The 20,371-nt window shown below is 52.2% G+C and carries 19 protein-coding genes and 1 riboswitch; of the genes, 7 read left to right on the top strand and 12 right to left on the bottom strand.

All coding sequences use genetic code 11. The features are described 5' to 3' along the window. The first annotated feature begins 180 nt into the window (after window positions 1-180). From pyrG to BLX24_RS06960, 6 genes are all read left to right on the top strand, one after another. Window positions 181-1,860, top strand: coding sequence for a CTP synthase (gene pyrG, locus BLX24_RS06985; protein WP_071502406.1), 1,680 nt, complete (start codon window positions 181-183; stop codon window positions 1,858-1,860). Between the two features lie 233 nt (window positions 1,861-2,093). After that, the gene (gene yidC, locus BLX24_RS06980) at window positions 2,094-3,953 is read left to right on the top strand and encodes a membrane protein insertase YidC (RefSeq protein ID WP_071502405.1); all 1,860 of its coding nucleotides are present in this window, start codon (window positions 2,094-2,096) and stop codon (window positions 3,951-3,953) included. Between the two features lie 123 nt (window positions 3,954-4,076). Further along, the gene (locus BLX24_RS06975) at window positions 4,077-5,885 is read left to right on the top strand and encodes an ABC transporter substrate-binding protein (protein WP_071502404.1); all 1,809 of its coding nucleotides are present in this window, start codon (window positions 4,077-4,079) and stop codon (window positions 5,883-5,885) included. Window positions 5,886-6,001: 116 nt separating this feature from the next. Then, complete coding sequence (hemL, locus tag BLX24_RS06970) at window positions 6,002-7,285, top strand: glutamate-1-semialdehyde 2,1-aminomutase (RefSeq protein ID WP_071502403.1); 1,284 nt, start codon at window positions 6,002-6,004, stop codon at window positions 7,283-7,285. Between the two features lie 12 nt (window positions 7,286-7,297). Further along, complete coding sequence (locus BLX24_RS06965; protein WP_071502402.1) at window positions 7,298-8,254, top strand: glycosyltransferase family 2 protein; 957 nt, start codon at window positions 7,298-7,300, stop codon at window positions 8,252-8,254. 129 nt (window positions 8,255-8,383) lie between these two features. After that, a complete protein-coding gene (locus tag BLX24_RS06960) occupies window positions 8,384-8,737 on the top strand; it encodes a hypothetical protein (protein ID WP_071502401.1) in 354 nt (117 codons plus the stop codon). Window positions 8,738-8,872: 135 nt separating this feature from the next. On the opposite strand, the gene BLX24_RS32630 is transcribed toward BLX24_RS06960, so the two are convergent. Further along, window positions 8,873-9,028 carry a hypothetical protein gene (locus tag BLX24_RS32630; RefSeq protein WP_177225794.1) on the bottom strand — a complete coding sequence of 52 codons (156 nt, stop codon included), beginning with the start codon at window positions 9,026-9,028 and terminating at the stop codon, window positions 8,873-8,875. A gap of 244 nt (window positions 9,029-9,272) precedes the next feature. Between BLX24_RS32630 and hisS the strand changes: the two genes are divergently transcribed. Then, the gene (gene hisS, locus BLX24_RS06955) at window positions 9,273-10,631 is read left to right on the top strand and encodes a histidine--tRNA ligase (protein ID WP_071502400.1); all 1,359 of its coding nucleotides are present in this window, start codon (window positions 9,273-9,275) and stop codon (window positions 10,629-10,631) included. A 50-nt stretch (window positions 10,632-10,681) separates the two neighbouring features. Here the strand turns inward: hisS and BLX24_RS06950 are convergent, their stop codons facing one another. The 11 genes from BLX24_RS06950 to BLX24_RS06900 form a co-directional block, all read right to left on the bottom strand. Further along, window positions 10,682-11,785, bottom strand: a complete 1,104-nt coding sequence (locus BLX24_RS06950) for a DNA alkylation repair protein (RefSeq protein WP_071502399.1) — start codon at window positions 11,783-11,785, stop codon at window positions 10,682-10,684. Window positions 11,786-11,868: 83 nt separating this feature from the next. Next, the gene (locus tag BLX24_RS06945) at window positions 11,869-12,255 is read right to left on the bottom strand and encodes a VOC family protein (protein WP_071502398.1); all 387 of its coding nucleotides are present in this window, start codon (window positions 12,253-12,255) and stop codon (window positions 11,869-11,871) included. A gap of 12 nt (window positions 12,256-12,267) precedes the next feature. Then, window positions 12,268-12,687, bottom strand: a complete 420-nt coding sequence (locus BLX24_RS06940) for a helix-turn-helix domain-containing protein (RefSeq protein ID WP_071502397.1) — start codon at window positions 12,685-12,687, stop codon at window positions 12,268-12,270. After that, window positions 12,684-13,427: a carbon-nitrogen hydrolase family protein gene (locus BLX24_RS06935; RefSeq protein WP_071502396.1), complete on the bottom strand. Its 744-nt coding sequence runs from the start codon at window positions 13,425-13,427 to the stop codon at window positions 12,684-12,686. The genes BLX24_RS06940 and BLX24_RS06935 overlap by 4 nt, the downstream gene beginning before the upstream one ends. Before the next feature lie 154 nt (window positions 13,428-13,581). Next, window positions 13,582-14,232, bottom strand: a complete 651-nt coding sequence (gene tenA / locus BLX24_RS06930) for a thiaminase II (protein WP_071502395.1) — start codon at window positions 14,230-14,232, stop codon at window positions 13,582-13,584. Further along, window positions 14,219-15,052 (bottom strand): bifunctional hydroxymethylpyrimidine kinase/phosphomethylpyrimidine kinase, encoded by an 834-nt coding sequence (gene thiD / locus BLX24_RS06925; RefSeq protein ID WP_071502394.1) that lies wholly within the window; start codon window positions 15,050-15,052, stop codon window positions 14,219-14,221. Before thiD ends, tenA begins: the two co-directional genes overlap by 14 nt. Beyond that, window positions 15,049-15,690 (bottom strand): thiamine phosphate synthase, encoded by a 642-nt coding sequence (thiE, locus tag BLX24_RS06920; RefSeq protein ID WP_071502393.1) that lies wholly within the window; start codon window positions 15,688-15,690, stop codon window positions 15,049-15,051. The genes thiD and thiE overlap by 4 nt, the downstream gene beginning before the upstream one ends. Then, entirely contained in the window at window positions 15,683-16,483 is an 801-nt protein-coding gene (gene thiM, locus BLX24_RS06915; protein WP_071502392.1) for a hydroxyethylthiazole kinase, read from the bottom strand. The genes thiE and thiM overlap by 8 nt, the downstream gene beginning before the upstream one ends. A gap of 79 nt (window positions 16,484-16,562) precedes the next feature. Beyond that, a riboswitch (TPP riboswitch) is annotated at window positions 16,563-16,655 on the bottom strand. A 158-nt stretch (window positions 16,656-16,813) separates the two neighbouring features. Next, window positions 16,814-17,158 (bottom strand): single-stranded DNA-binding protein, encoded by a 345-nt coding sequence (locus BLX24_RS06910; RefSeq protein WP_071502391.1) that lies wholly within the window; start codon window positions 17,156-17,158, stop codon window positions 16,814-16,816. A 109-nt stretch (window positions 17,159-17,267) separates the two neighbouring features. Beyond that, complete coding sequence (gene cobA, locus BLX24_RS06905) at window positions 17,268-18,026, bottom strand: uroporphyrinogen-III C-methyltransferase (protein ID WP_071502390.1); 759 nt, start codon at window positions 18,024-18,026, stop codon at window positions 17,268-17,270. Window positions 18,027-18,106: 80 nt separating this feature from the next. Continuing rightward, on the bottom strand, window positions 18,107-20,248 hold the full coding sequence (locus tag BLX24_RS06900; RefSeq protein WP_071502389.1) for a ferredoxin-like domain-containing protein: 2,142 nt from the start codon (window positions 20,246-20,248) through the stop codon (window positions 18,107-18,109). Window positions 20,249-20,371: the final 123 nt, after the last annotated feature.

The raw sequence follows: 20,371 nt of genomic DNA, 5'->3' as shown, positions 1-20,371 counted from the left end.
TAATTGCCGGTTATATAGACGATTTTTCATAAAACAAAGGCTGACAGGCAAAATACTTTTTTTGAGGAAGCGGTCCGCTGATTGCCAGTTAATTATCGGTATGTACCCTAAATTCCGTTTCCTAATCCCGGTAATTTTCGTAATTTTACATCCCGTAACGACGAAAACAGGTTTTCAGACATGGCGTCTACGGGCTCAAAATCCGCAAAATACATCTTTGTTACAGGCGGTGTAACATCTTCTCTTGGCAAGGGCATTATTGCTTCATCGCTTGCTAAATTGCTTCAATCACGAGGTTTATCGGTAACCATCCAGAAGTTCGATCCCTACATCAACGTTGATCCGGGCACACTGAATCCATATGAACATGGAGAGTGCTACGTCACCGATGACGGGGCCGAAACAGACCTCGATCTTGGTCACTACGAACGTTTCCTTAACCGGCCAACGTCGCAGGCCAACAACATTACTACGGGGCGGATTTACTACAACGTAATCAACCGTGAACGCCGTGGGGACTTCCTTGGGAAAACTGTACAGGTTGTACCGCATATTACCGACGAAATCAAGCGTAACATCCGGTTGCTGGGCGATACGGGTGAATACGATATCATCATCACTGAAATCGGCGGCTGCGTGGGCGATATCGAGTCTCTTCCATTTGTGGAGGCGGTCCGGCAGCTGAAGTTTGAACTGGGCGAAAAAGATACGCTGGTTATTCACCTGACCCTGATCCCGTATCTGCAATCGGCCGGTGAGCTGAAAACCAAGCCAACACAGCACTCGGTGCGTATGTTGCTGGAAAACGGTGTACAGCCGGATATCATCGTTTGCCGTACCGAGCACCCGCTGCCGGTAGAAATCCGGCGGAAAATTGCCTTGTTCTGTAACGTACAGGTTAATTCGGTGATCGAGGCAATCGACGCAGAAACCATTTATGACGTACCGCTCCTGATGAAAAAGGAAAAGCTTGACCAGCGCACGCTGTATATGCTCGACCTGTACAACGATCAGGATGCCGATCTGGATGCCTGGAAAGATTTCCTTGGCCGGTTGAAAAACCCGTCGGATACCGTCCGGATCGGTCTGGTCGGTAAATATGTGGAGCTGCACGACGCGTACAAATCCATCGCTGAGTCATTTATCCATGCCGGTGCCGAGAACGAGTGCAAGGTGAAAATCGAGTGGATCCAGTCAGAAACGCTGGTCGACGAGCATCATTGTGCTACGGTACTGCGCGAGCTGGACGGGGTGCTGGTGGCTCCCGGCTTCGGCGAACGGGGTATCGACGGGAAGATCAATGCGGTACGCTTCGCCCGCGAAAACGGGATTCCGTTCCTGGGTATTTGTCTGGGCATGCAGATGGCCGTAATTGAGTACGCACGGAATGTACTGGGTCTGGAAGAAGCTCATTCGACGGAGATGAATCCTGAAACACAGGTGGCCGTTATCGGGCTGATGGAAGATCAGAAAAACGTGACCGAAAAAGGCGGTACAATGCGGGTAGGCGCGTACCCATGCAAAATCAAGCGGGATTCAATGGCGCACAGAATTTATGGCAAAACAACCATCAGCGAGCGTCACCGCCACCGGTACGAGTTCAACAACGAATTCCTGACGAAGTTTGAAAAAGCAGGGATGAAGGCAACCGGTATCAACCCCGAAAGCGGCCTGGTGGAGATTGTAGAAGTGCCGAACCATCCATGGTTTGTTGGTGTGCAGTTTCACCCTGAACTGAAAAGTACGGTCATGGCACCGCATCCGTTGTTTGTTCATTTTGTGAAGGCCGCGCTGGCGTATTCCCAAAAAAAACAGAATTATCAGTCTGAACCAGTGGTCGATACCGCCGTATTGTCATAAGGTGTAAGGCATGCATACACCGCACAGCCCACTTCTGTTTCGCTCCGGACAGGGTGGGCTGTGTGCTTATCGGTAGTAAACCCGGATGAATGGTATGACTTCACCGTTGGTTAACCCGGCATTTCCCCGTAATTTTGCACTTATTCAAGCAGTTTTCAGTTTTCAGGTTACCGGTTACCGTTAATAGACAACAAAACCATAAGCTGAGTGCTGTATACTGAAATCAATTACAAATGGATCGTAATCAACTCGTTGGAATTGCCCTGATTTTAGCGCTGCTCGTCGGGTATCAGGTATTGATGCCCAAGCCGGAGCCGAAACCAGCTCAAACACAAACACAACAACAGGCCAAGGCCTCTTCAAAAGCTGCCACCACGCAGAAAACCACCACGCAAACGCTTGATTCTACCGCAGCCCGCTCGCTTTACGGCGATTTCGCCGTCGCTGCCAATGGCGAAGCCCGCGATATCGTGGTTGAAAATAAGGATGTAAAAATTACTTTTTCGACAAAAGGTGGCCGCGTAAAGCAGGTGCAGCTCAAAAACTATGAGACCTACACCAAAAAACCGCTTTTCCTGATCGACGAAAAATCGAGCAAGACCTTACTGGAAGTACAGACCAAACGGGGGAAAGTCGATCTGCACAGCCTTTATTTCCAGACAGCGGCGCAGAATACGACCGTCAGCGGACAGCCACAGCGGATTACCTTCCAGCTGGAGGTTGCGCCAGGTCAGACTGTTGAGCAGTCCTATACCATTCCGGCCGAGGGGTATACGGTGGAGTATGATCTGAAAATGAATGGCCTTGATAATCTGGTCGGTAACGAAAATGTCCGGTTTTTCTGGCAGGATCGTATGCCTCAGTTCGAAAACGACCTGAAAGAAAACCGGCAGAAGGCGGTGATTAACTACCTGCTTCAGGACGAAACGTTCGACGGATTACCGGAAGGGCAGGACAGCCACGAGAAAGCGGTTGAAGAACCGGTTCAGTGGTTTACGATCAAGCACAAGTATTTCCTGGCCGGCTTTGTTGCCAGAAACGCACCGTTGCAGAATGCTACGTTCAAAACGCTGGTCGATCCGGCGGATAGTTCGGTGGTGAAAACAGCCGTAGCGATTGTGAATCTGCCCATGGGCGACATCAAAACCGGCAAAGGCAACTACCGCTTCTATTATGGCCCGAACGATTACCAGTTGCTGGGCGATGTGGCAACGGAATTTGACCGGAACGTGTATCTGGGTTATGCTGTCCTGAAACCACTCAACAAATACTTCTTTGTGCCGGTATTCAGCATGTTCGAAAAAGTGTTCTCAAACTACGGTTTGCTGATTGTGGCGCTGGTGGTATTCGTGAAACTGCTGCTGACACCGCTGACGTACAAGTCGTATGTGAGCATGGCTAAGATGCGGGTGCTGCAACCGGAAATCAACGAAATTAAAGAGCGCGTTGGCGACGACATGACGAAAGTGCAGTCGGAGCAAATGAAGCTGTATCAGCAGGTAGGCGTTAGCCCGCTGAGCGGCTGTGTGCCGGTACTGGCGACCATGCCGATTCTGATGGCCTTGTTCTTCCTGTTCCCGAACCTGATCGAACTGCGTCAGAAGTCGTTTTTATGGTCAAGTGATTTGTCGACCTATGACGCATTCCTGAAATTCCCGGTAAGCATTCCGTTCCTCGGCGATCACCTGAGCTTGTTTACGGTGATGATGACGATCTCGTCGATTGCCTATGCCTGGTATAACAACCAGAATACACCGGCCCAGCCTGGTCCGGTCAACATGAAGGCGATGAGCTACATCTTCCCGGTCATGTTTATGTTCGTCCTGAACTCGTTCCCCGCCGGTCTGACCTGGTATTACTTTGTATCCAACGTCGTAACCATTACCCAGCAGCAGATCATCCGTCGGTTTGTGGATGAAAACAAAATCAAAGCGGTGCTGGACGAAAACCGGAAGAAGTTTGCTACCGGAGGCGGGGCTAAGAAATCGAAGTTCCAGGATATGCTGCAACGCACGCTCCAGCAGGCCGAAGATGCCCGTAAAGATGCTGAAGAAGCCAAGCGTCGTGCTGAGCAGCGTCCGAAGAAGAAATAGTCACTGGATAAAAAGCTAATGATGCTCATACATTATCAGCTGTCATTCGTTTTTATTTGTTATGTAAAGCAACGCTTTCGGGCGTTGCTTTTGTCTGTTTAGTGCGCTAACTAACTTTATCCGATGGAACATAGATGCTTTCGGCTTTACCTGCTGGTGATGGTTGTATTACTGACAGGAAACCCGTTGTTAAGCTGGAGTCAGATTTCACCCGAAGCCGAGCGTCGCTACAAAGCGGCAGTTAAGCTGGTTCAACTGGGTGATTATGAACGGGCCAAAGTTGAATTATCGCCCATGACGCAGCGCGTCAACGGGCTGGCACCGTATGCACACTATTATTATGCCGTGGCGTCGTTCCGGCAGCGGAACTTTACGCAGGCACGGGCGATGCTCAACCAGCTCACGGAGCGCTTCCCTGACTGGAAAAAAATGGATGATGCCCACTATCTGTATGCGGCCGCATCGCTGGAAGCCGGTCAGTGGGAGGATGGCATTGTGGCCCTGCAACGCATCACTGATGCCGAGCTGAAGCAGGAAGCCGTTAAAATGGAACGTTCTTTTCTGCCAAAGGTGAAGGATCTTGCCCTTGTAAAAAAACTGCAGCGCGATTATCCTGAAGATAAATATCTGGCCTGGACGCTTATCGGGCGTATCCAGCAATCATCTACGGATAAGGCGGATCTGATCCTGTCGGACCAGCTGACAAACCGCTACGGCGATCCGTCGCAGCTGGCTTTTGAAACGGCTCCGCGCGGTACCCGCCCTGTGCAGCAACCCGCTACACCGCCTCCGGCAACCCAGACCCAACCGGCGTCTGCGCGTAAACCCACTGTCAACCGCCAGAAAGGCTACTACAATGTTGCCGTTCTTTTTCCGTTCCGCCTGCCGGAAACTGATACCGAACGGCCGGCCCGCAATACGCAGTTTGTCTACGACCTGTATGGCGGGATGAAGCTGGCGAAGGCCAAACTGCAGGCAGAAGGCATTACCGTAAACCTGTTCGCCTACGATCTCGACAACGACGACGACAAAACGCTGGAATTGATCAATAACCCATCGTTTGCTCAGTCGGCCGATATGATTTTCGGACCGATGTATGCCGAGCCCAACCGGCTCGTGACATCGTATGCCATGCAGAGTGAAGTGCCGCTGATTAACCCGATTGCCACAAGCCGTGATCTGGTCGACGGGCAGCCGCTGGCGTATCTGGCCCAGCCGTCGCTGAATCAGCAGGCCGAAAAGGCGATGGCGTTTGCCCACTCACTGGCGCAGGCCCGGCGGGCCGCCGTCTACTACGGCAGTACGAAAAAAGACTCTGCACTGGCGGCTTTGTATCAGGCAGAATTAAAACGGCGTGGCTACCAGATTCTGGAATGTAAAAAAGTGTCGGGGTCGGCGGAGACCATTGCCGCATCGATGAAAATCGGGGGCGTGAGTACCGCTGTCGGGCAACCGGCAATCGGCTCAACGAATTCTATGCTGATGCCGGGGCACGTATTTATCGCCAGCAGCAACGAAGCCGATGGACCCCGCATGATCGAAGCGCTCAACAAGCGGCGGGTCGCGGCTCCCGTGATCGCGACGTCTTCGGCCTTTGATTTTTACCAGAATCCGGTATCGACCTTTACGAAACGGGAATTGTACCTGCTCTATCCGGATTTCCTGGATCGGGGTCGTCCGGTGGTCGATGAGTTTGAAAAAGCCTATCTGAACATGCAGAATATTATCCCGTCGGTATATGCCGCGCAGGGCTATGACATGCTGCTGTTCTTCGGGCGTCAGATTGCCCGCAATAGTTTTCCGGTAAAAAACTCGTCGCTCGCGCAGGCCGACGATTACCTGCTGTCGGGCTTCGACTACGCCAAAGGAAACGAAAATCAGGTAGTGCCCATTGTCAGGTATGAAGACGGGCGGTTTACGAAAATTAACTGATTAAATGAAAAATGTGTAATGTATAATGAATGATGAGGGCTTACGCTCTTTGTGTAGGTTGTCTTCAGACCACATTATCCATTGTTCAGTCTACATTATTCATTAAAAGAGTAGTTATGACAACGAGCGAACAACTTTTTGAGAAAGCAAAAACGCTGATTCCGGGCGGGGTAAATTCTCCGGTACGGGCGTTTCGGGCGGTAGGCGGATCGCCGGTATTTATCAAGTCGGCAAAAGGGCCGTTTTTATACGACGAAGACGGAAAACGATATATTGAATTAATTAACTCGTGGGGTCCGATGGTATTAGGGCACGCGTTTGAACCGGTAGAAGAAGCTGTCCGCGAAGCGATTCAGCACTCATTCTCCTTCGGGGCACCCACGCGGAAAGAGGTCGAAATGGCCGAACTGATTGTGAGCATCGTGCCATCAGTCGAAAAAGTGCGGATGGTGAACTCCGGTACTGAAGCAACCATGGCGGCCATCCGGCTGGCCCGTGGTTTTACCGGACGTGATAAAATCATCAAGTTTGAAGGGTGCTACCATGGCCACGGTGATTCATTTCTGATCGCTGCCGGTAGCGGCGCCCTGACGATGGGCACGCCCGACAGTCCGGGCGTGACAAAGGCGACGGCCCTGGATACGCTGACAGCGCCATACAACGACCTGCAGGCCGTTGAAACGCTGATCGATAATAACCCGAATCAGATCGCCGCCCTCATTCTGGAGCCGGTTGTCGGAAACATGGGTTGTGTACTCCCTGAGCCGGGTTTCCTGGAAGGCTTGCGCGACCTGTGTACACGCCACGGAGTGCTGCTGATTTTCGACGAGGTCATGACCGGATTCCGGCTGGCCAAAGGCGGTGCGCAGGAGCGTTTCGGCGTGACCCCCGACCTGACAACGATGGGTAAAATCATCGGTGGCGGTATGCCGGTGGGGGCGTATGGCGGTCGTGCCGACATCATGAACTTTGTTTCTCCGGCAGGACCGGTTTATCAGGCCGGCACCTTGTCGGGCAACCCGATTGCCATGTCGGCGGGTCTGGCTATGCTGCGCCACCTGAATGAGCATCCGGAAGTATATACCCGTCTGGAAGAAACCGGCAGCAAACTCGCAGCAGGTTTCAAAAACGGCCTCGACAAGGTCGGTTTGCCGTATACCATCAACCAGATCGGGTCGATGTTTACAATGTTCATGACTGATCAGCCGGTTACGGACTTTGCCTCCGCAAAAACCTGTGATCTGCCGCTGTTCGGCCGGTATTTCCAGGCCATGCTGAAGCGTGGGGTATACCTGGCACCTTCGCAGTTTGAAAGCTTGTTTATATCGACGGCACTGACCGACGAGTTAATCGATGAGGTAATTTCGGCCAACGAAGACGCCTTACGGGAAGCCTTGTAACGCACTGCCCGCATGAGGTTTTCGATTGTCATTCCGGTTTATAACCGCCCCGATGAACTGGCCGAACTGCTCGGCAGCCTGACCCGGCAAACCTATACCGATTTTGAGGTAATTGTGGTAGAAGACGGGTCGACGCGTAGGGCTGACTACGTAGCCGAACAGTATGCCGGTCAGTTGCCGTTAACCTATTATTACAAGGAGAATACGGGTCAGGGTTTTTCCCGCAATTTCGGATTTAAGCGGGCGAAGGGAGATTACTTCATCGTATTCGACTCTGATGCCATTGTCCCGCCGGCTTACCTGGCAACGGTAGACCGGCATTTGAAAACCAGCTGGCTGGATGCCTATGGCGGACCCGACGCTGCCGATCCTGACTTTACGCCTCTGCAACGGGCAATCAGTTACTCGATGACATCGGTATTTACGACCGGCGGAATCCGGGGCAGCAAAAAGAACCTGGGCGGGCAGTTTCATCCGCGTAGTTTCAACATGGGCCTCTCGCGGAAAGTATTTCAGGAGACGGGCGGTTTTGCGAAGCGGGACATGGGCGAAGACATGGAACTGAGTACGCGGCTGATGCGGCAGGGATATACCGTAGGCCTCATTCCCGAAGCGTATGTCTATCATAAACGGCGGGGGACATTCGGGGCTTTTTTTAAGCAGGTATTCAGCTTCGGCCGTACGCGGATTCAGCTCAAACGGAACTATGGTATTCCGGTAAAACCGGTGCATACGTTGCCGGTGTGGTTTACGGTCGGTTTGTTGAGCCTTCCGGTACTGGCGTTGTTATACTGGCCGTTGTTTGGCCTTGGTCTTTCGCTGTTAAGCCTTTTTCTGCTTTTACTGGGTCTGGATGCGGCATGGCGCGAAAAAAGCCTGTATGTCGGCGGACTGAGTATGATTGCCGCGCTGGTTCAGCTGACGGGCTACGGGCTGGGCTTTCTGAAAGAATGGATTCGGCCGTCGTAAAAGAAAAATCAACGGAATGGGTGCGTAGTTGCCCGTTCTGTTGTACTTTAAACCATAAAACATCAATATGAAAAGCGTGTTATCTCCTTAGAAATACGCAAACCGATCATCAAGAACCCAGAATGCCCTATGCCTAATCCTGCGAAGCCCCCCGGACGACGCCTGCTGAAGCGGATGAGTACCCGCACTAAATGGTTGATTTTATCACCTGTAAGCCTGATTTTATTGGGTGCAGGTCTGTGTATTTTCAGTGAGGCGGCCAATCTGAAACATACCGGTGCGCCTTTCCGGCAATGGTTTCTGATCGGGACATACAGTCTGATCATGATCAACGGCGGATTATCTTTGTTCGGGCAGGCAGTGCGGTTGCGGGTAGCTTTAGATTACCGGCGGTTTGTACGGCGGCAGCTGAAGAAGGAGCTTAAAGACCGTCTGGCCCGGCGAAAGGCAGCGGCAGGCAATAAAGGCGGCGGGCAAAGCTAGTTTTCCGGCAAGCCATAAAAGAAAAAACCACATAGTATCATAGTATCTGTAGCCGTTGGTCTACGCACTATGCCGCTATGTGGTTTTTGTATAATTACAGATCTGGTGAGGGAGTAACCCCCGGAAATCTGATAATTAAGCCGCTTTTTTCTCCGCGAAAGAAGCTTTAATGGCCTCAACGTCAACGTTGCGGATTTCTGGTTTGCGCAACAATTGTTTGATTTTGCTAACTGCGTTATTGGCACGCGCTTTGTTTTTGCGGTCTTTCCGCTTGAGTGCTGAAACTCCCATTGTGTATAGTTATTTTTCGTATCTTCTGAAAATGAACCGCAAAATTACGCTTTTTTATGTATAGACGCAACATCTTGCGTCTCAATTGCGTGGTTTACTTGCCTTGTCCGGGGAGGTGGATGCGTTTGACGGAGATTGGAGACGCAAGATCTTGCGTCTCTATGTGTAATGGATATTGGCTGTCTCAGCAGACTGAGACGCAAAATATTGCGTCTCTACGGAATCAAATGCCTAATTTTGCGGCATGCAAAAACCAAGCTTACCAAAAGGAACCCGCGATTTTGGGCCGGAGCAAATGGGCAAACGGCTCTTTATATTTGATACGATTCGTCAAACATTCCGGCGATTCGGTTTTCAGCCGCTTGAAACGCCTGCGATGGAAAACCTGTCGGTTCTGATGGGTAAATATGGTGACGAAGGCGATCAGTTACTGTTTAAGGTCCTGAATTCCGGTGATTTTCTCGATAAGGTAACCGAGGCAGACATTGCCGCCGGAGCCAAAAAACTAACGACCAAAATTTCAGAAAAAGGCCTTCGCTACGACCTTACCGTGCCCTTTGCACGCTATGTGGTGATGAACCGCCATGCGCTGGCGTTGCCGTTTAAGCGGTATCAGATGCAGCCGGTGTGGCGGGCCGACCGGCCACAGAAAGGCCGTTACCGGGAGTTTTACCAGTGTGATGCCGATGTGGTAGGAACCGACTCGCTCTTGTGCGAAGCCGAAATCGTAATGATGGTCCACGAAGTATTCCGGAACCTGGGTATCGAAAACTTTACCCTTAAGATCAATAACCGGAAAATTCTGGCCGGCATTGCCGAGGCCATCGGCGCCCCCGGCCAGGAAGGTCCGCTGGCAGTCGCTATTGATAAGCTCGACAAAATAGGCCGCGAAAAAGTGCTCGACGAACTGCGTGAGCGTGGTTTCTCCGAAGAGTCGATTGACCGGCTGGAGCCGATGTTTGCCCCGACGGGTGATTCCCGCGAAACGCTGACCGAGCTCAAAGTGTGGCTGGCCGACTCGGCACTGGCCCAAAAAGGCATTGCCGAACTGGAGGAAGTATGGCAGACTGCCGAAGCGCTCGGCCTGTCAGACTCGCGGCTTGAACTGGATGTGACGCTGGCCCGTGGCCTGTCGTATTACACCGGAGCTATTTTCGAAGTGAAAGCCAACAACGTGTCTATCGGCAGTATCAGTGGCGGTGGCCGGTACGACAACCTGACGGGGGCATTCGGGCAACCCGGTTTGTCGGGCGTAGGTATCTCGTTCGGCGTCGACCGGATTTACGACGTAATGGACGAACTACAACTGTTTCCGGCTACAGCACAGCAGAGCACCCAGGTGTTGATCGTTTGCTTTGATGCCGAAGGCCGGAGCGTAGCGTATCCGTTACTGAGTCAGTTGCGCACCGCCGGTGTTGCCGCTGAGGCGTATCCTGATCTGGCAAAGGTGAAAAAACAGCTCGACTATGCCAATGCCAAACAGATTCCGTATGTAGTGCTGATTGGTTCAGAAGAAATACAGACCGGTAAGCTGACTGTTAAAAATATGGTAACCGGCGAGCAACAGAAATTAACGACGACTGAAATTGCCGCGTTGTTTTAACGGATAAAGTATGCCATAAAAAATGCCCCGGCACTGTGTCGGGGCATTTTTTATGGCTGAAGCAGTACAAACGGCAGCGGGTCCGCTTCTTTGCCGTTAACAATCAGGGCAATACGGTGCTCGCCGGTATAGAACCGACGGGTGGTGATCGGGGTGAATTTTTGCCGCCGGATGATCGTAGCCTGTTCGTCGGGAGCAAACAGCCGTTCGCTGATTTTGAACACCTTCCGTGATAGTTGCCCGTTTTGCAGGCGGTAATAAACGGCGTATTCAAGCCGGACGATCAGGGGTTGTGATGATGTATTCCCGACCGAAAAGGTAAAGCTCAGGCTGTCTCCGATGCGGACGGCAGAATTCAGAAGCCGGAACTGCCCGACTTGTATATTTGTGCTGTCGAGTGCATAAAAAGCCAGGATTGATTCGTGGCCTTTTTTTAGGAGCGTCCGGCAGCCATGCTTGATCAGGGCGTTGGTTTCGGGGCTGAGATCTTTCCAGGCGCGTGCGATGGCCAGTACGGTTTCCGGGTGTTCTTTCGAGATGTCGTTAAGGTTGTTGGCAACGCTCCGGCGCACATACTCCGACGGATCGTTTTTCAGCGTTTCCAGAATCGGCAGAATGGGTGACGGATCTTGTTTCAGCGCCGGGACGGCCATGCCCCATGGCAGACGCGGACGGCTTCCTTCGCTGGCCAGCCGCCGGACATGGTGGTTCGGGTGATGGGCCCAGGCCTGCATTTGTGCCATCATCGGCTCAAAATACAGACGCAGAAAGGGCCGGACCGCAAATTCACAGCTGATAAACTGCGTCACCAGCTCAATAGCTGGTATGGCTTTTTCGACGTCCTCCAGCCCATAGGTCTCGATGTAATCAGGCAGGAACAGGAAAAGAAAGCTGTTTTCGCCGAGCTTATCCTGCCGGAGGCAGGTGATAAGTGCCGAAATGACATCGACAGCTTCGCCAAAACCGGCAGGCATAAACTGATGAAGTACGCGGGTCGTATGCCGCATCCGGTCTTTAAGCTCTTTGCCGGCAAACGTATCGTCAAAAATAAGGGTCTGAAATCGTGACTGATCAAAACCAGGGCGTACCTGCGCCATGACGCGGGCAAAATCCCGATAGAAAGCAGGCGAATAAAGGTCTTTCAATGCGCTCATAGCACAAAGAAAGACAGTTTGGGTGACAGCCCTATGGCAGGAGCGAAAACAAAAGATGATGACTGACTTTCGTCCCGGTTGGCTTACATGATTTGATAAATCTGAATATTATTGCCACAGGTATCGTCAAAGACCGCCAGTTTGGTCGGGCCCATCATGGTTGGTGTCATGCTGAAGGTCACCCCGGCGACCAGCAACCGGTCATACTCCTTGTCAAGGTTATCGACTTCAAATGCCGTAAACGGAATACCGGCCTCAAACAGCGCTTGCTGAAAGGTTTGGGCAGGAGGGAAGGCAGTCGGCTCAAGAACAAGCTCAACACCATCGGGTTCGTCCCTGGTCACAACAGTCAACCACCGGTGTTCGCCCATGGGAATCTCGGTTTTCTTTACAAATCCCAGGATGTCGGTGTAAAACCGCAGGGCCTTTTCCTGGTCATTAACCAGCAGACTTTTCAGGCGTATTTTCATCGTATTATGCGTTTAAGAACGCAAATAAGTCATGAACCCACTGGCAGACTTATCGGAAATTGCTTTTTTCTGAAAAGCAGAAGGTGTCTGACCGGTATGCTTTCTGAACAGAGCCGAGAAGGAGGTTACGCTGGAGAAACCCAGCATAAAGCAAGCATCGGTCATAGAATACCCGGTCTGAAGCAGCCGCCTGGCTTCGCGGATCCGTACGGTGGTCAGGTATTGGTGCGGCGTACGTCCATAGCATTGCCTGAAAAGGCGGATAAAGCGGAAGGTAGACATATGCGCTTCCCGGGCCATGGTTTCCAGCTTCAGGCCTTCTGTAAAATGGCTGTCGATGAGCTGTTTGGCTTTAATTAACCGGTTAATGAGGGTTTGCCCCGGAAAGCACTGAAGCCGCAAATGCTGCACTTGTTTCTGGTAATAGGTCATGCCGTTTTAAGTATAAGCGGGATTGAAAGCGCGGTTTCGGTTCGGGTATCGACGATAAGTAGCCCTTCTTCGTCGGCCGGCAGCTGGCCCATTAACGTGCCTTTTGCCGTCCAGGCGGCCGATTGACCGGCATTGACAAAGGTATCCGCAGGGCCGATTGCGTTGACAAGTAAGGCGGGAACCTGATACGTACGGGCAATATCGGCCATCCGCAGGGTTGCCTGTTGCATACCGATAGCCGTTTTGGCCACACTCGCCAGGTAGACTGTCGTTTCCGGCTGAATAACCTGACGGGTGTGTTCATCAACCGACAGTTCGTAGCAGATCGCCAGGGCCACGCGGTCGAACGGGAAATCAAGCATGGGCACGTGCCGGCCGGCCGTAAAAAAAGGCACTTCGTCGGCGTGCAGGAAATGCTTGGTATACAGTTGTTGCGGCTGGTTTGGCTGACAGATAACGAGGCCGATACAGAGCCCTTCGGGCGTTCGGATCGGCAGGCCGGCGGCAATCACCATCCGGTACCGGTCGCTCAATGATTGTAGCGGAGCCAGTACCGGGTCGTCGGGGGTAGTTGCCAGGCTGGCGGCCAGGGTGGGTTCGTACCCCGTTAAGGACAGTTCCGGAAAAATAATCAGGTTGGTTTGGTAATCAGCGGCAGTACGGATAGCCCGGCAATGCCGGTCAAGGTTAGCCGCCAGATCGCCGTTTGCCGATTGGAGCTGGGCCAGACAGATACGCATAAAATCAGAGCAGAGTTACGGAATAAAGGTACGGCAGATGTGGGGTAACTACAACCGTAAGCGGCTTCTGAAGAGGGAGCGCTTCAGCACCATGATCCTTGATAACTGTATTTCCGGAAATGGTAGCCTGTGTCAGCGGTTTCCTCTGTTCAGCTTATGGCCATGTCCGGAGTGTATAAGCAGCGTCCCAGAAATCGTATTCAAGCCGCGAGGCCGTAACGAAAGCATGGGTCATCGCCTGCCGGATGGCGTCGGTTGTCTGAGCAGCCATGCGGTCGCATATGCTGATGGCCTGTTGAACCGCAAGGCCGAAATCTTCCCCGCCATAGGTGTCAATCCAGCGCTGGTAGGGGTTAGCGGCGACGTGGGGTTGTTGCAGGATGTAGTCGCCGACGGCTTTGTAGATCCAGAAGCAGGGCAGTACGGCCGCCATGGCTACCTCAACGGCCTCCAAAGCGGCGGTGCTTTTCAGAAAGTGTACGTAATGATGGCAGGCCGGTTGCAGGGGGCCTTTCTGCGTTACCCCGAAATCAACAAAATAGGATTCGTGCAGGCTGTTCTCAACCAGAATGGCATTTTCGGCGAAACGCATGAACGTGAGTGCATCGCCGATGTGGGTAGCCCGGGCGCCGATCAGGGCGAGGGCACGGCCAAAATGGTCCAGATACCCTGAGTCCTGCATCATGTAGAACCGGAACTTCTCCCTCTCCAGCGTCCCGTTTGTCAGTCCGGTAATAAATGGCATTGACAGGATAGACTGGTAAACCGGGGTTATTTGCTGCCATGCCTGCTCAGACCACTTCATATTTGATTAGTTTTTGTGGGTTAAAGAAATGGTTCAGCGGCCCGTTGCCGTTGCCGGTACGTACGTCGGCGCCGTTCCGGATGGCCTGATGCACATAATCCTGCCCGAGAGCAACGGCTTCGGGCAGTGATTTACCTTGTGCGATGTAGCCGGCGATGGCTGAGGAGAGTGTACAACCGGAGCCGTGGCTGTTCCGTGTATCAAACTTCTGATACTCAAATGGCTGAATGTTTCCGGAGCCATCGAAATACAGAGAGGTGAGCAGGGGAGTCGCCAGATGGCCGCCTTTCAGGAGTACCGATTGACAGCCAAGTGTAAGGATTTTTTCACCTGCCACATACATGTCATCAAGGGTTTTTATTGGCATACCGGCCAGAATAGCGGCTTCATCCATGTTGGGCGTAATTACACTGGCAATCGGAAACAGCTTGTCGATCAGGGTGGAAATGGTTTTTTCTTCAATCAGCCGGTGACCGCTCGTGGCGACCATGACCGGGTCAAAGACAATCGGTATCGCTGGGTATTGTCCGAGCGTACCGACAATCGTTTCGACCAGTTCGCTGGTGTGGACCATACCGATTTTGATCGCATCCGGAACAATATCATCCAGAATGCAGCCGATCTGCGCGCGGACGGCCTCCATCGGAATCGGATAGATTGCCCGGACACCGGTTGTATTCTGCACGGGCAGGGCGGTAAGAACCGAAGTGGCATAACAGCCAAGCGCCGAAATAGCTTTCATATCGGCCTGAATACCTGCGCCGCCGCTGCCGTCGAAACCGGCAATGGTCAGTACCGAGGGATAACGATATTGAGTCATATTGCTTTCAGAATTGCGTTTTTGAGAGTATACGCAGCTTGATGCGGGCTGTCGGCCGCACAAATAGCCGAGACAACGGCAATGCTGTTGGCTCCTGCCCGGATGACGGAGGCTGCGTTTTGTGCATGCATGTTGCCGATGGCAATCAGCGGTTTGTTGGTCAGAGACCGGATTTGACCAAGACCGTCGAGCCCCCATTCGGTGACTGTGTCGGTCTTGGTCGGTGTACTGAACACAGGACTGATCCCCAGAGCGTCGGCCGCGTCGGCTTCTGCGGTAGCGAGCTGACTGAGGTATTCGACGGAATAGCCAATGTGCCCGCCATCCGGCCATTGCCTGCGGACTTCTGACGGCGGTATGTCGTTGTTGCCGACATGAATACCGAAGGCTCCCACGGCTTTGGCAACCGCCAGATTGTCGTTGATAATCAGCGGGACACGATAGCGGTCGGTGATTTCTTTCAACAGGAGTGCCTGACGCAGAAAAGCGGCATCGTCCAGCGTTTTTTCACGCAGCTGAATGATGTCAACACCGCCTGAGATAGCTTCTTCAGCGACCGAAAGCAGCGATCGTCCGCGACAGTTTTGCTCCGAAATGACCAGATAGAGCAAATACGGAAATGCGGCATGGCTAGGCATGCAGGCTAATGTTTATCTGCTGTTTAAAGTCTGTTTCGGTCAGGGCATACAGCTCATCAAGTAACTGCATCTGCAGGCTGCTTGGGCCCGCTGCGGTTTGCGCCGCCCGCTCCCCTGCCAGACTGAACAAGGCCATGGCAGCGGTAACGGCCTCTGTTTTGTCGGGTATGACGGCAATAAACGCCCCGATCACGGCGGTAGACGAGCAGCCCAGGCCTGTGACCTTTGTCATGAGCGGATGCCCGTTTTTAAGAAAAATAGTTTGTTCCGGCCCGACTACGATGTCCGTCGCTCCCGAAATGCAGACTACTGCCCCGTAAATCGCCTGTAGAAAACGGGCGGCCTCAATTGCTTCGTTACTTTGGGCCGTGCTGTCGACCCCTTTTGTGATTGTTTGGTTGGCTTTGGCAAGCGCCATAATTTCGGAAGCATTGCCACGGATGACGGTAGGGTGGAGGGCCAGTAATTCCGAAAGAACTTCGTCGCGGAAAGGGGTGGCTCCGGCTCCGACAGGGTCCAGTACCCAGGGTTTGCCGAGGGCATTGGCTTGTCCGGCTGCCATTTTCATTGATTTAACAAAATACTCGTCCAGCGTTCCGATGTTGATAACCAGCGCCTGACAGATCGAGACCATGTCTTTAACTTCCGGATGGGCATGGGCCATGATGGGTGAGGCACCGGCAGCCAGTAAGGCGTTGGCGGTGTTGTTCATCACAACAAAATTGGTGATATTATGAACGAGCGGCGCGTTGTCGCGGACGGATTGGATGTGATTCCAGAGCTTGTTTACCATAACAATGACGTTAAAAACATGAAATGGCTATAGAAGCTCTTCGTAAAAGAAGATAAAGGCGGAATACGGCACCTGACGGTGTGGCGTACTTGCTTTTCCCTACGCCGGTATCAACCGGATCAGGTTCGAAGGGACTCTCTCAATTCTTTACAGAATACCCCTAAAGCCGGTACGAAGGTACAAAAAAATGTCAGCCGGCAAAGCAAGAACGCCTCTGACGGATTAATCCGACAGACGTACAGAATGAACAGAATGGCTGTACATGGCTCATCCCTCTAATCTGACGGGCTATTATCGAAAGCCTGTTCATCCTGTAATCCTGTCCGGAATCTACTCCTGATCCCCTTTTTTGTCGAGCATAATCAGCTGATCAGCAACAATTTCGGTGATGTATCGGGTGTTGCCATCCTTATCATCGTACTGACGGGACTTGATTTTACCTTCGAGGTAAACCAGACTTCCCTTTTGCAGGTATTTGCCGGACAACTCCGCCAGGTTCCGCCAGACGACAATGGAATGCCACGTGGTTTCGGCATGCGTCTGTCCGTTTTTGTCTTTGTAGCTTTCGGTAGTAGCCAGCGAAAATTTAGCGATAGCCGTGTTGTTGTCAATGTATTGCAGGACCGGGTCTTTGCCGAGATTACCGATCAGCGAAACTTTGTTTAAACCTCTCATGGGGATTGATGTATGATGCTTGTTTCAACTGAGACGGTAGTGCATAAAAAAAGTCTCGCCGGTTAAAGCGAGACCTCACAAACAAAGTAATCTATTTAGTAAGAGAGGCTTACAGGCCGGTTGCAAAGGTAGCTTGTTGTACTGCGGAAAGAATTGTCGGGTTGCCCAGGCGGGCTACTTCACCGATAACAATAATGGCCGGATTGCCTACACCGGTTTCTGCAACCACATCAACCATCGTATCTACCTGACCAATGACGACCTGTTGCTCCGGCAGGGTCCCGTTCTGCACGATGGCGACCGGCGTATCGTTTTTGCCAAGGGCTGCAAACACATCCATAATCTCCGGCAGCTTATGCATACCCATCAGAATGACTACGGTAGCCGTTGACTGAGCCGCCAGCCGGAGGTCCTGCGAAAATTTACCGTCTTTGGTTGTGCCGGTAACGACCCAGAAGCTTTCGGACAGGCCGCGGGTAGTCAGCGGAATACCGGCGCTGGCCGGCACCGCATAACTGCTCGATAACCCCGGTACAACATCAACGTCAATACCATGCCGGCGGGCAAAATCAAGCTCCTCGTAGCCACGACCGAACACAAACGAGTCGCCTCCTTTCAGACGGACAACATGACCGTATTGTTGGGCGTAATGGACAATCAGCGGATTAATCTCTTCCTGCACACAGGAATAGGCACCCCGCCGTTTACCGACATACACCTTCAGAGCATCCGGGCGGCAATAATCCAGTAAATCAGGATGTACGAGGGCGTCATACATCACCACATCGGCTTGTTTAAGCGCCTTGATGCCTTTTAACGTGATCAGCTCCGGATCGCCCGGACCCGCACCAACGAGGGTTAGCTTCATAGAAATGTGTTAGTGATTGAGCGGATGAGTGATTGAGTGATTTTTCGCTCAATCACTCAATTACCAATTCACTCAATGAATTAGCTGTCTTGTGCCTGGACCAGTTCCTGGAGGGCAGGGGAGCCTTCGAGCATAATCTGGTGATCGCGGTAAGCGTTGACAGCGGTTAAAAATTGACCGGCCTGCTGAATCAGTTGCCGGGCAAAGGCTTCAGACGGTTCGTTTTTATTGATGCTGAAGGCCAGTGCTTTAAATTCGCCTTCGGCTGTATGGAAGCCGCTAACACCGGTAAAGTGCTTATCGAAATCGCTGACAATGCCATGTTGCGTGTTCGTGGCCACGTCTTTGGTCATGAGCGCGGCTTTGGCACCGGTAATCAGCGTATTATAGGCATGGTAAACCGCATCTGAGAAGCGGCTCTCCTCCAGTGCTTCGTTGGCCCACTGTAATTTTTCAGTGGCTTCGATCAGGGTTGTGGCAACGAGGTCAATCATCACACCGGCGCACTCACCGATGCCTACTTCCGTCACAAACGGCTCGGTATGATCCCAGTCGATATAATCCTGTTCCGTAACGGTTTTAAGATCGGCCAGCGGTTTCAGCAGCTGGTAAAAATAGTTTTTGCCCTGGCGTGCGTAGTAATCACTGTAGTATTCGCCGTCGAACGCGTTGGCGTCAAAGTCCTGGAACAGGGCCCGCAACACAGCCGGACCGCGTTTTGCCGGTACTTTAATGACTTTATCGCCGATCAGTCCTTCGTTTTTGCTGTTGAAACCACCGCCCAGCAAGACCTGTAACGCTGGCAGGACGTACGCCCCGTTTTTCAGGGACGAGCCGTGGAAACCGATGTTGGCAGCTGAGTGCTGACCGCAACCGTTCATACAGCCGCTGATCTTGATTTTAATATCGTTGTTATAAATCAGGTCTTTAAACTCAACCTTCATCATATCTTCCAGGGCACGGGTGATGCCATAACTGCTCGAAATCGCAAGGTTGCAGGTATCCGTGCCCGGGCAGGTGGTGATGTCGGCTGCAGAGTCAAAGCCTGGTTCGGCAAGGCCCAGTGCATGCAGCTCATCGTAGATGGCCTGTAAGTTTTCGGGGCTTACATAGCGCAGGAGGTAGCCCTGATTGACGGTTACACGGATGTCATCAGCGGCGTATTTTTTTACGATACCGGCCAGGGCACGGGCCGTGTTCGACGACATATCGCCGAGTAACACCCGCAGCTGAACGGCGTACCAGCCTTTTTGCTTTTGCTCAAATACGTTGGTGTTGAACCACTCCAGAAATTGTACATCCGTAGACTCAGGCTGATAGCCTGAGACTTCCGGACGTTCTGCAAACAGTGGTAAATCAAAAGCGGTTGTATCCACCGGAAATACCTTTGCGTTCAACGCCGGCCGCTCTTCTTCTACCTTCGCAAGGAATCCTTCCAGACCTAAATCGTTCAGTAAATACTTCATACGGGCTTTGTGCCGCTTGGTGCGCTCGCCGTACCGGTCGAACACGCGGATGACGGCCTCCGTAAACGGAATCACCTGATCGGCTTCCAGAAACTCATAGGCGGTCTGTGCCATGAAAGGCTGAGCGCCCAGACCACCCCCAACCACAACCTTGAAGCCACGTTTGCCATCCTGCACGCGCGGAATCAAACCTATATCGTGGATGTAGGCATAGGCTGAATCTTTCTCTGACGACGAAACGGCAATCTTAAACTTACGACCCATATCCTGACAAATGGCATTGCGCAGGAAATACTCAAAAATAGCCTGAGCGTAAGGCGTAATATCAAATGGCTCCAGCGGATCTACACCGCCACGGGCTGAACCCGTAACGTTCCGGACTGTATTGCCGCACGCTTCTTTCAACGTGATATTAGCATCTTCCAGATCGGCCCATAACTGTGGTGAATCAGCCAGTTTAACGAAATGGAGCTGAATATCCTGACGGGTTGTGGCGTGCAGATTACCGGTCGCATACTTGTCGGATGCTTCGGCAATCCGGATCAGCTGATCGGCTGTAATGCGCCCGTGCGGCAATTTAATCCGGATCATCTGTACGCCCGGCTGACGCTGGCCATACACCCCGCGTGCCAGACGGAACTTACGGAATTGCTCATCAGTAAGTTCACCATTGGTAAAGACACTGATCTTCTTCTGAAGGTCCAGAATGTCGCGTTGAGCTTTAGCGCTTACGTTATCGGAAAATCGTACAGACATAAGGTATGTAGTCTATAGAGTTTATATTGTAATTTCTAAAAACAAAGGCCGGAATAGCTCCGGCGCTTTTGGGTAACATTGTCGTGGCAAAGATAGTGCCTCAGGGGGAAGTCAGAAAGAAAC

Source organism: Arsenicibacter rosenii (assembly GCF_001870735.1).
GTDB lineage: Bacteria > Bacteroidota > Bacteroidia > Cytophagales > Spirosomataceae > Arsenicibacter > Arsenicibacter rosenii.
This window is presented reverse-complemented; position numbering and strand designations above follow the sequence as displayed.

Coding starts and splice junctions, on each gene's coding strand:
- pyrG (WP_071502406.1), top strand. CDS start 181: ATGGCGTCTACGGGCTCAAAATCCGCAAAATACATCTTTGTTACAGGC.
- yidC (WP_071502405.1), top strand. CDS start 2,094: ATGGATCGTAATCAACTCGTTGGAATTGCCCTGATTTTAGCGCTGCTC.
- BLX24_RS06975 (WP_071502404.1), top strand. CDS start 4,077: ATGGAACATAGATGCTTTCGGCTTTACCTGCTGGTGATGGTTGTATTA.
- hemL (WP_071502403.1), top strand. CDS start 6,002: ATGACAACGAGCGAACAACTTTTTGAGAAAGCAAAAACGCTGATTCCG.
- BLX24_RS06965 (WP_071502402.1), top strand. CDS start 7,298: ATGAGGTTTTCGATTGTCATTCCGGTTTATAACCGCCCCGATGAACTG.
- BLX24_RS06960 (WP_071502401.1), top strand. CDS start 8,384: ATGCCTAATCCTGCGAAGCCCCCCGGACGACGCCTGCTGAAGCGGATG.
- BLX24_RS32630 (WP_177225794.1), bottom strand. CDS start 9,028: ATGGGAGTTTCAGCACTCAAGCGGAAAGACCGCAAAAACAAAGCGCGT.
- hisS (WP_071502400.1), top strand. CDS start 9,273: ATGCAAAAACCAAGCTTACCAAAAGGAACCCGCGATTTTGGGCCGGAG.
- BLX24_RS06950 (WP_071502399.1), bottom strand. CDS start 11,785: ATGAGCGCATTGAAAGACCTTTATTCGCCTGCTTTCTATCGGGATTTT.
- BLX24_RS06945 (WP_071502398.1), bottom strand. CDS start 12,255: ATGAAAATACGCCTGAAAAGTCTGCTGGTTAATGACCAGGAAAAGGCC.
- BLX24_RS06940 (WP_071502397.1), bottom strand. CDS start 12,687: ATGACCTATTACCAGAAACAAGTGCAGCATTTGCGGCTTCAGTGCTTT.
- BLX24_RS06935 (WP_071502396.1), bottom strand. CDS start 13,427: ATGCGTATCTGTCTGGCCCAGCTCCAATCGGCAAACGGCGATCTGGCG.
- tenA (WP_071502395.1), bottom strand. CDS start 14,232: ATGAAGTGGTCTGAGCAGGCATGGCAGCAAATAACCCCGGTTTACCAG.
- thiD (WP_071502394.1), bottom strand. CDS start 15,052: ATGACTCAATATCGTTATCCCTCGGTACTGACCATTGCCGGTTTCGAC.
- thiE (WP_071502393.1), bottom strand. CDS start 15,690: ATGCCTAGCCATGCCGCATTTCCGTATTTGCTCTATCTGGTCATTTCG.
- thiM (WP_071502392.1), bottom strand. CDS start 16,483: ATGGTAAACAAGCTCTGGAATCACATCCAATCCGTCCGCGACAACGCG.
- BLX24_RS06910 (WP_071502391.1), bottom strand. CDS start 17,158: ATGAGAGGTTTAAACAAAGTTTCGCTGATCGGTAATCTCGGCAAAGAC.
- cobA (WP_071502390.1), bottom strand. CDS start 18,026: ATGAAGCTAACCCTCGTTGGTGCGGGTCCGGGCGATCCGGAGCTGATC.
- BLX24_RS06900 (WP_071502389.1), bottom strand. CDS start 20,248: ATGTCTGTACGATTTTCCGATAACGTAAGCGCTAAAGCTCAACGCGAC.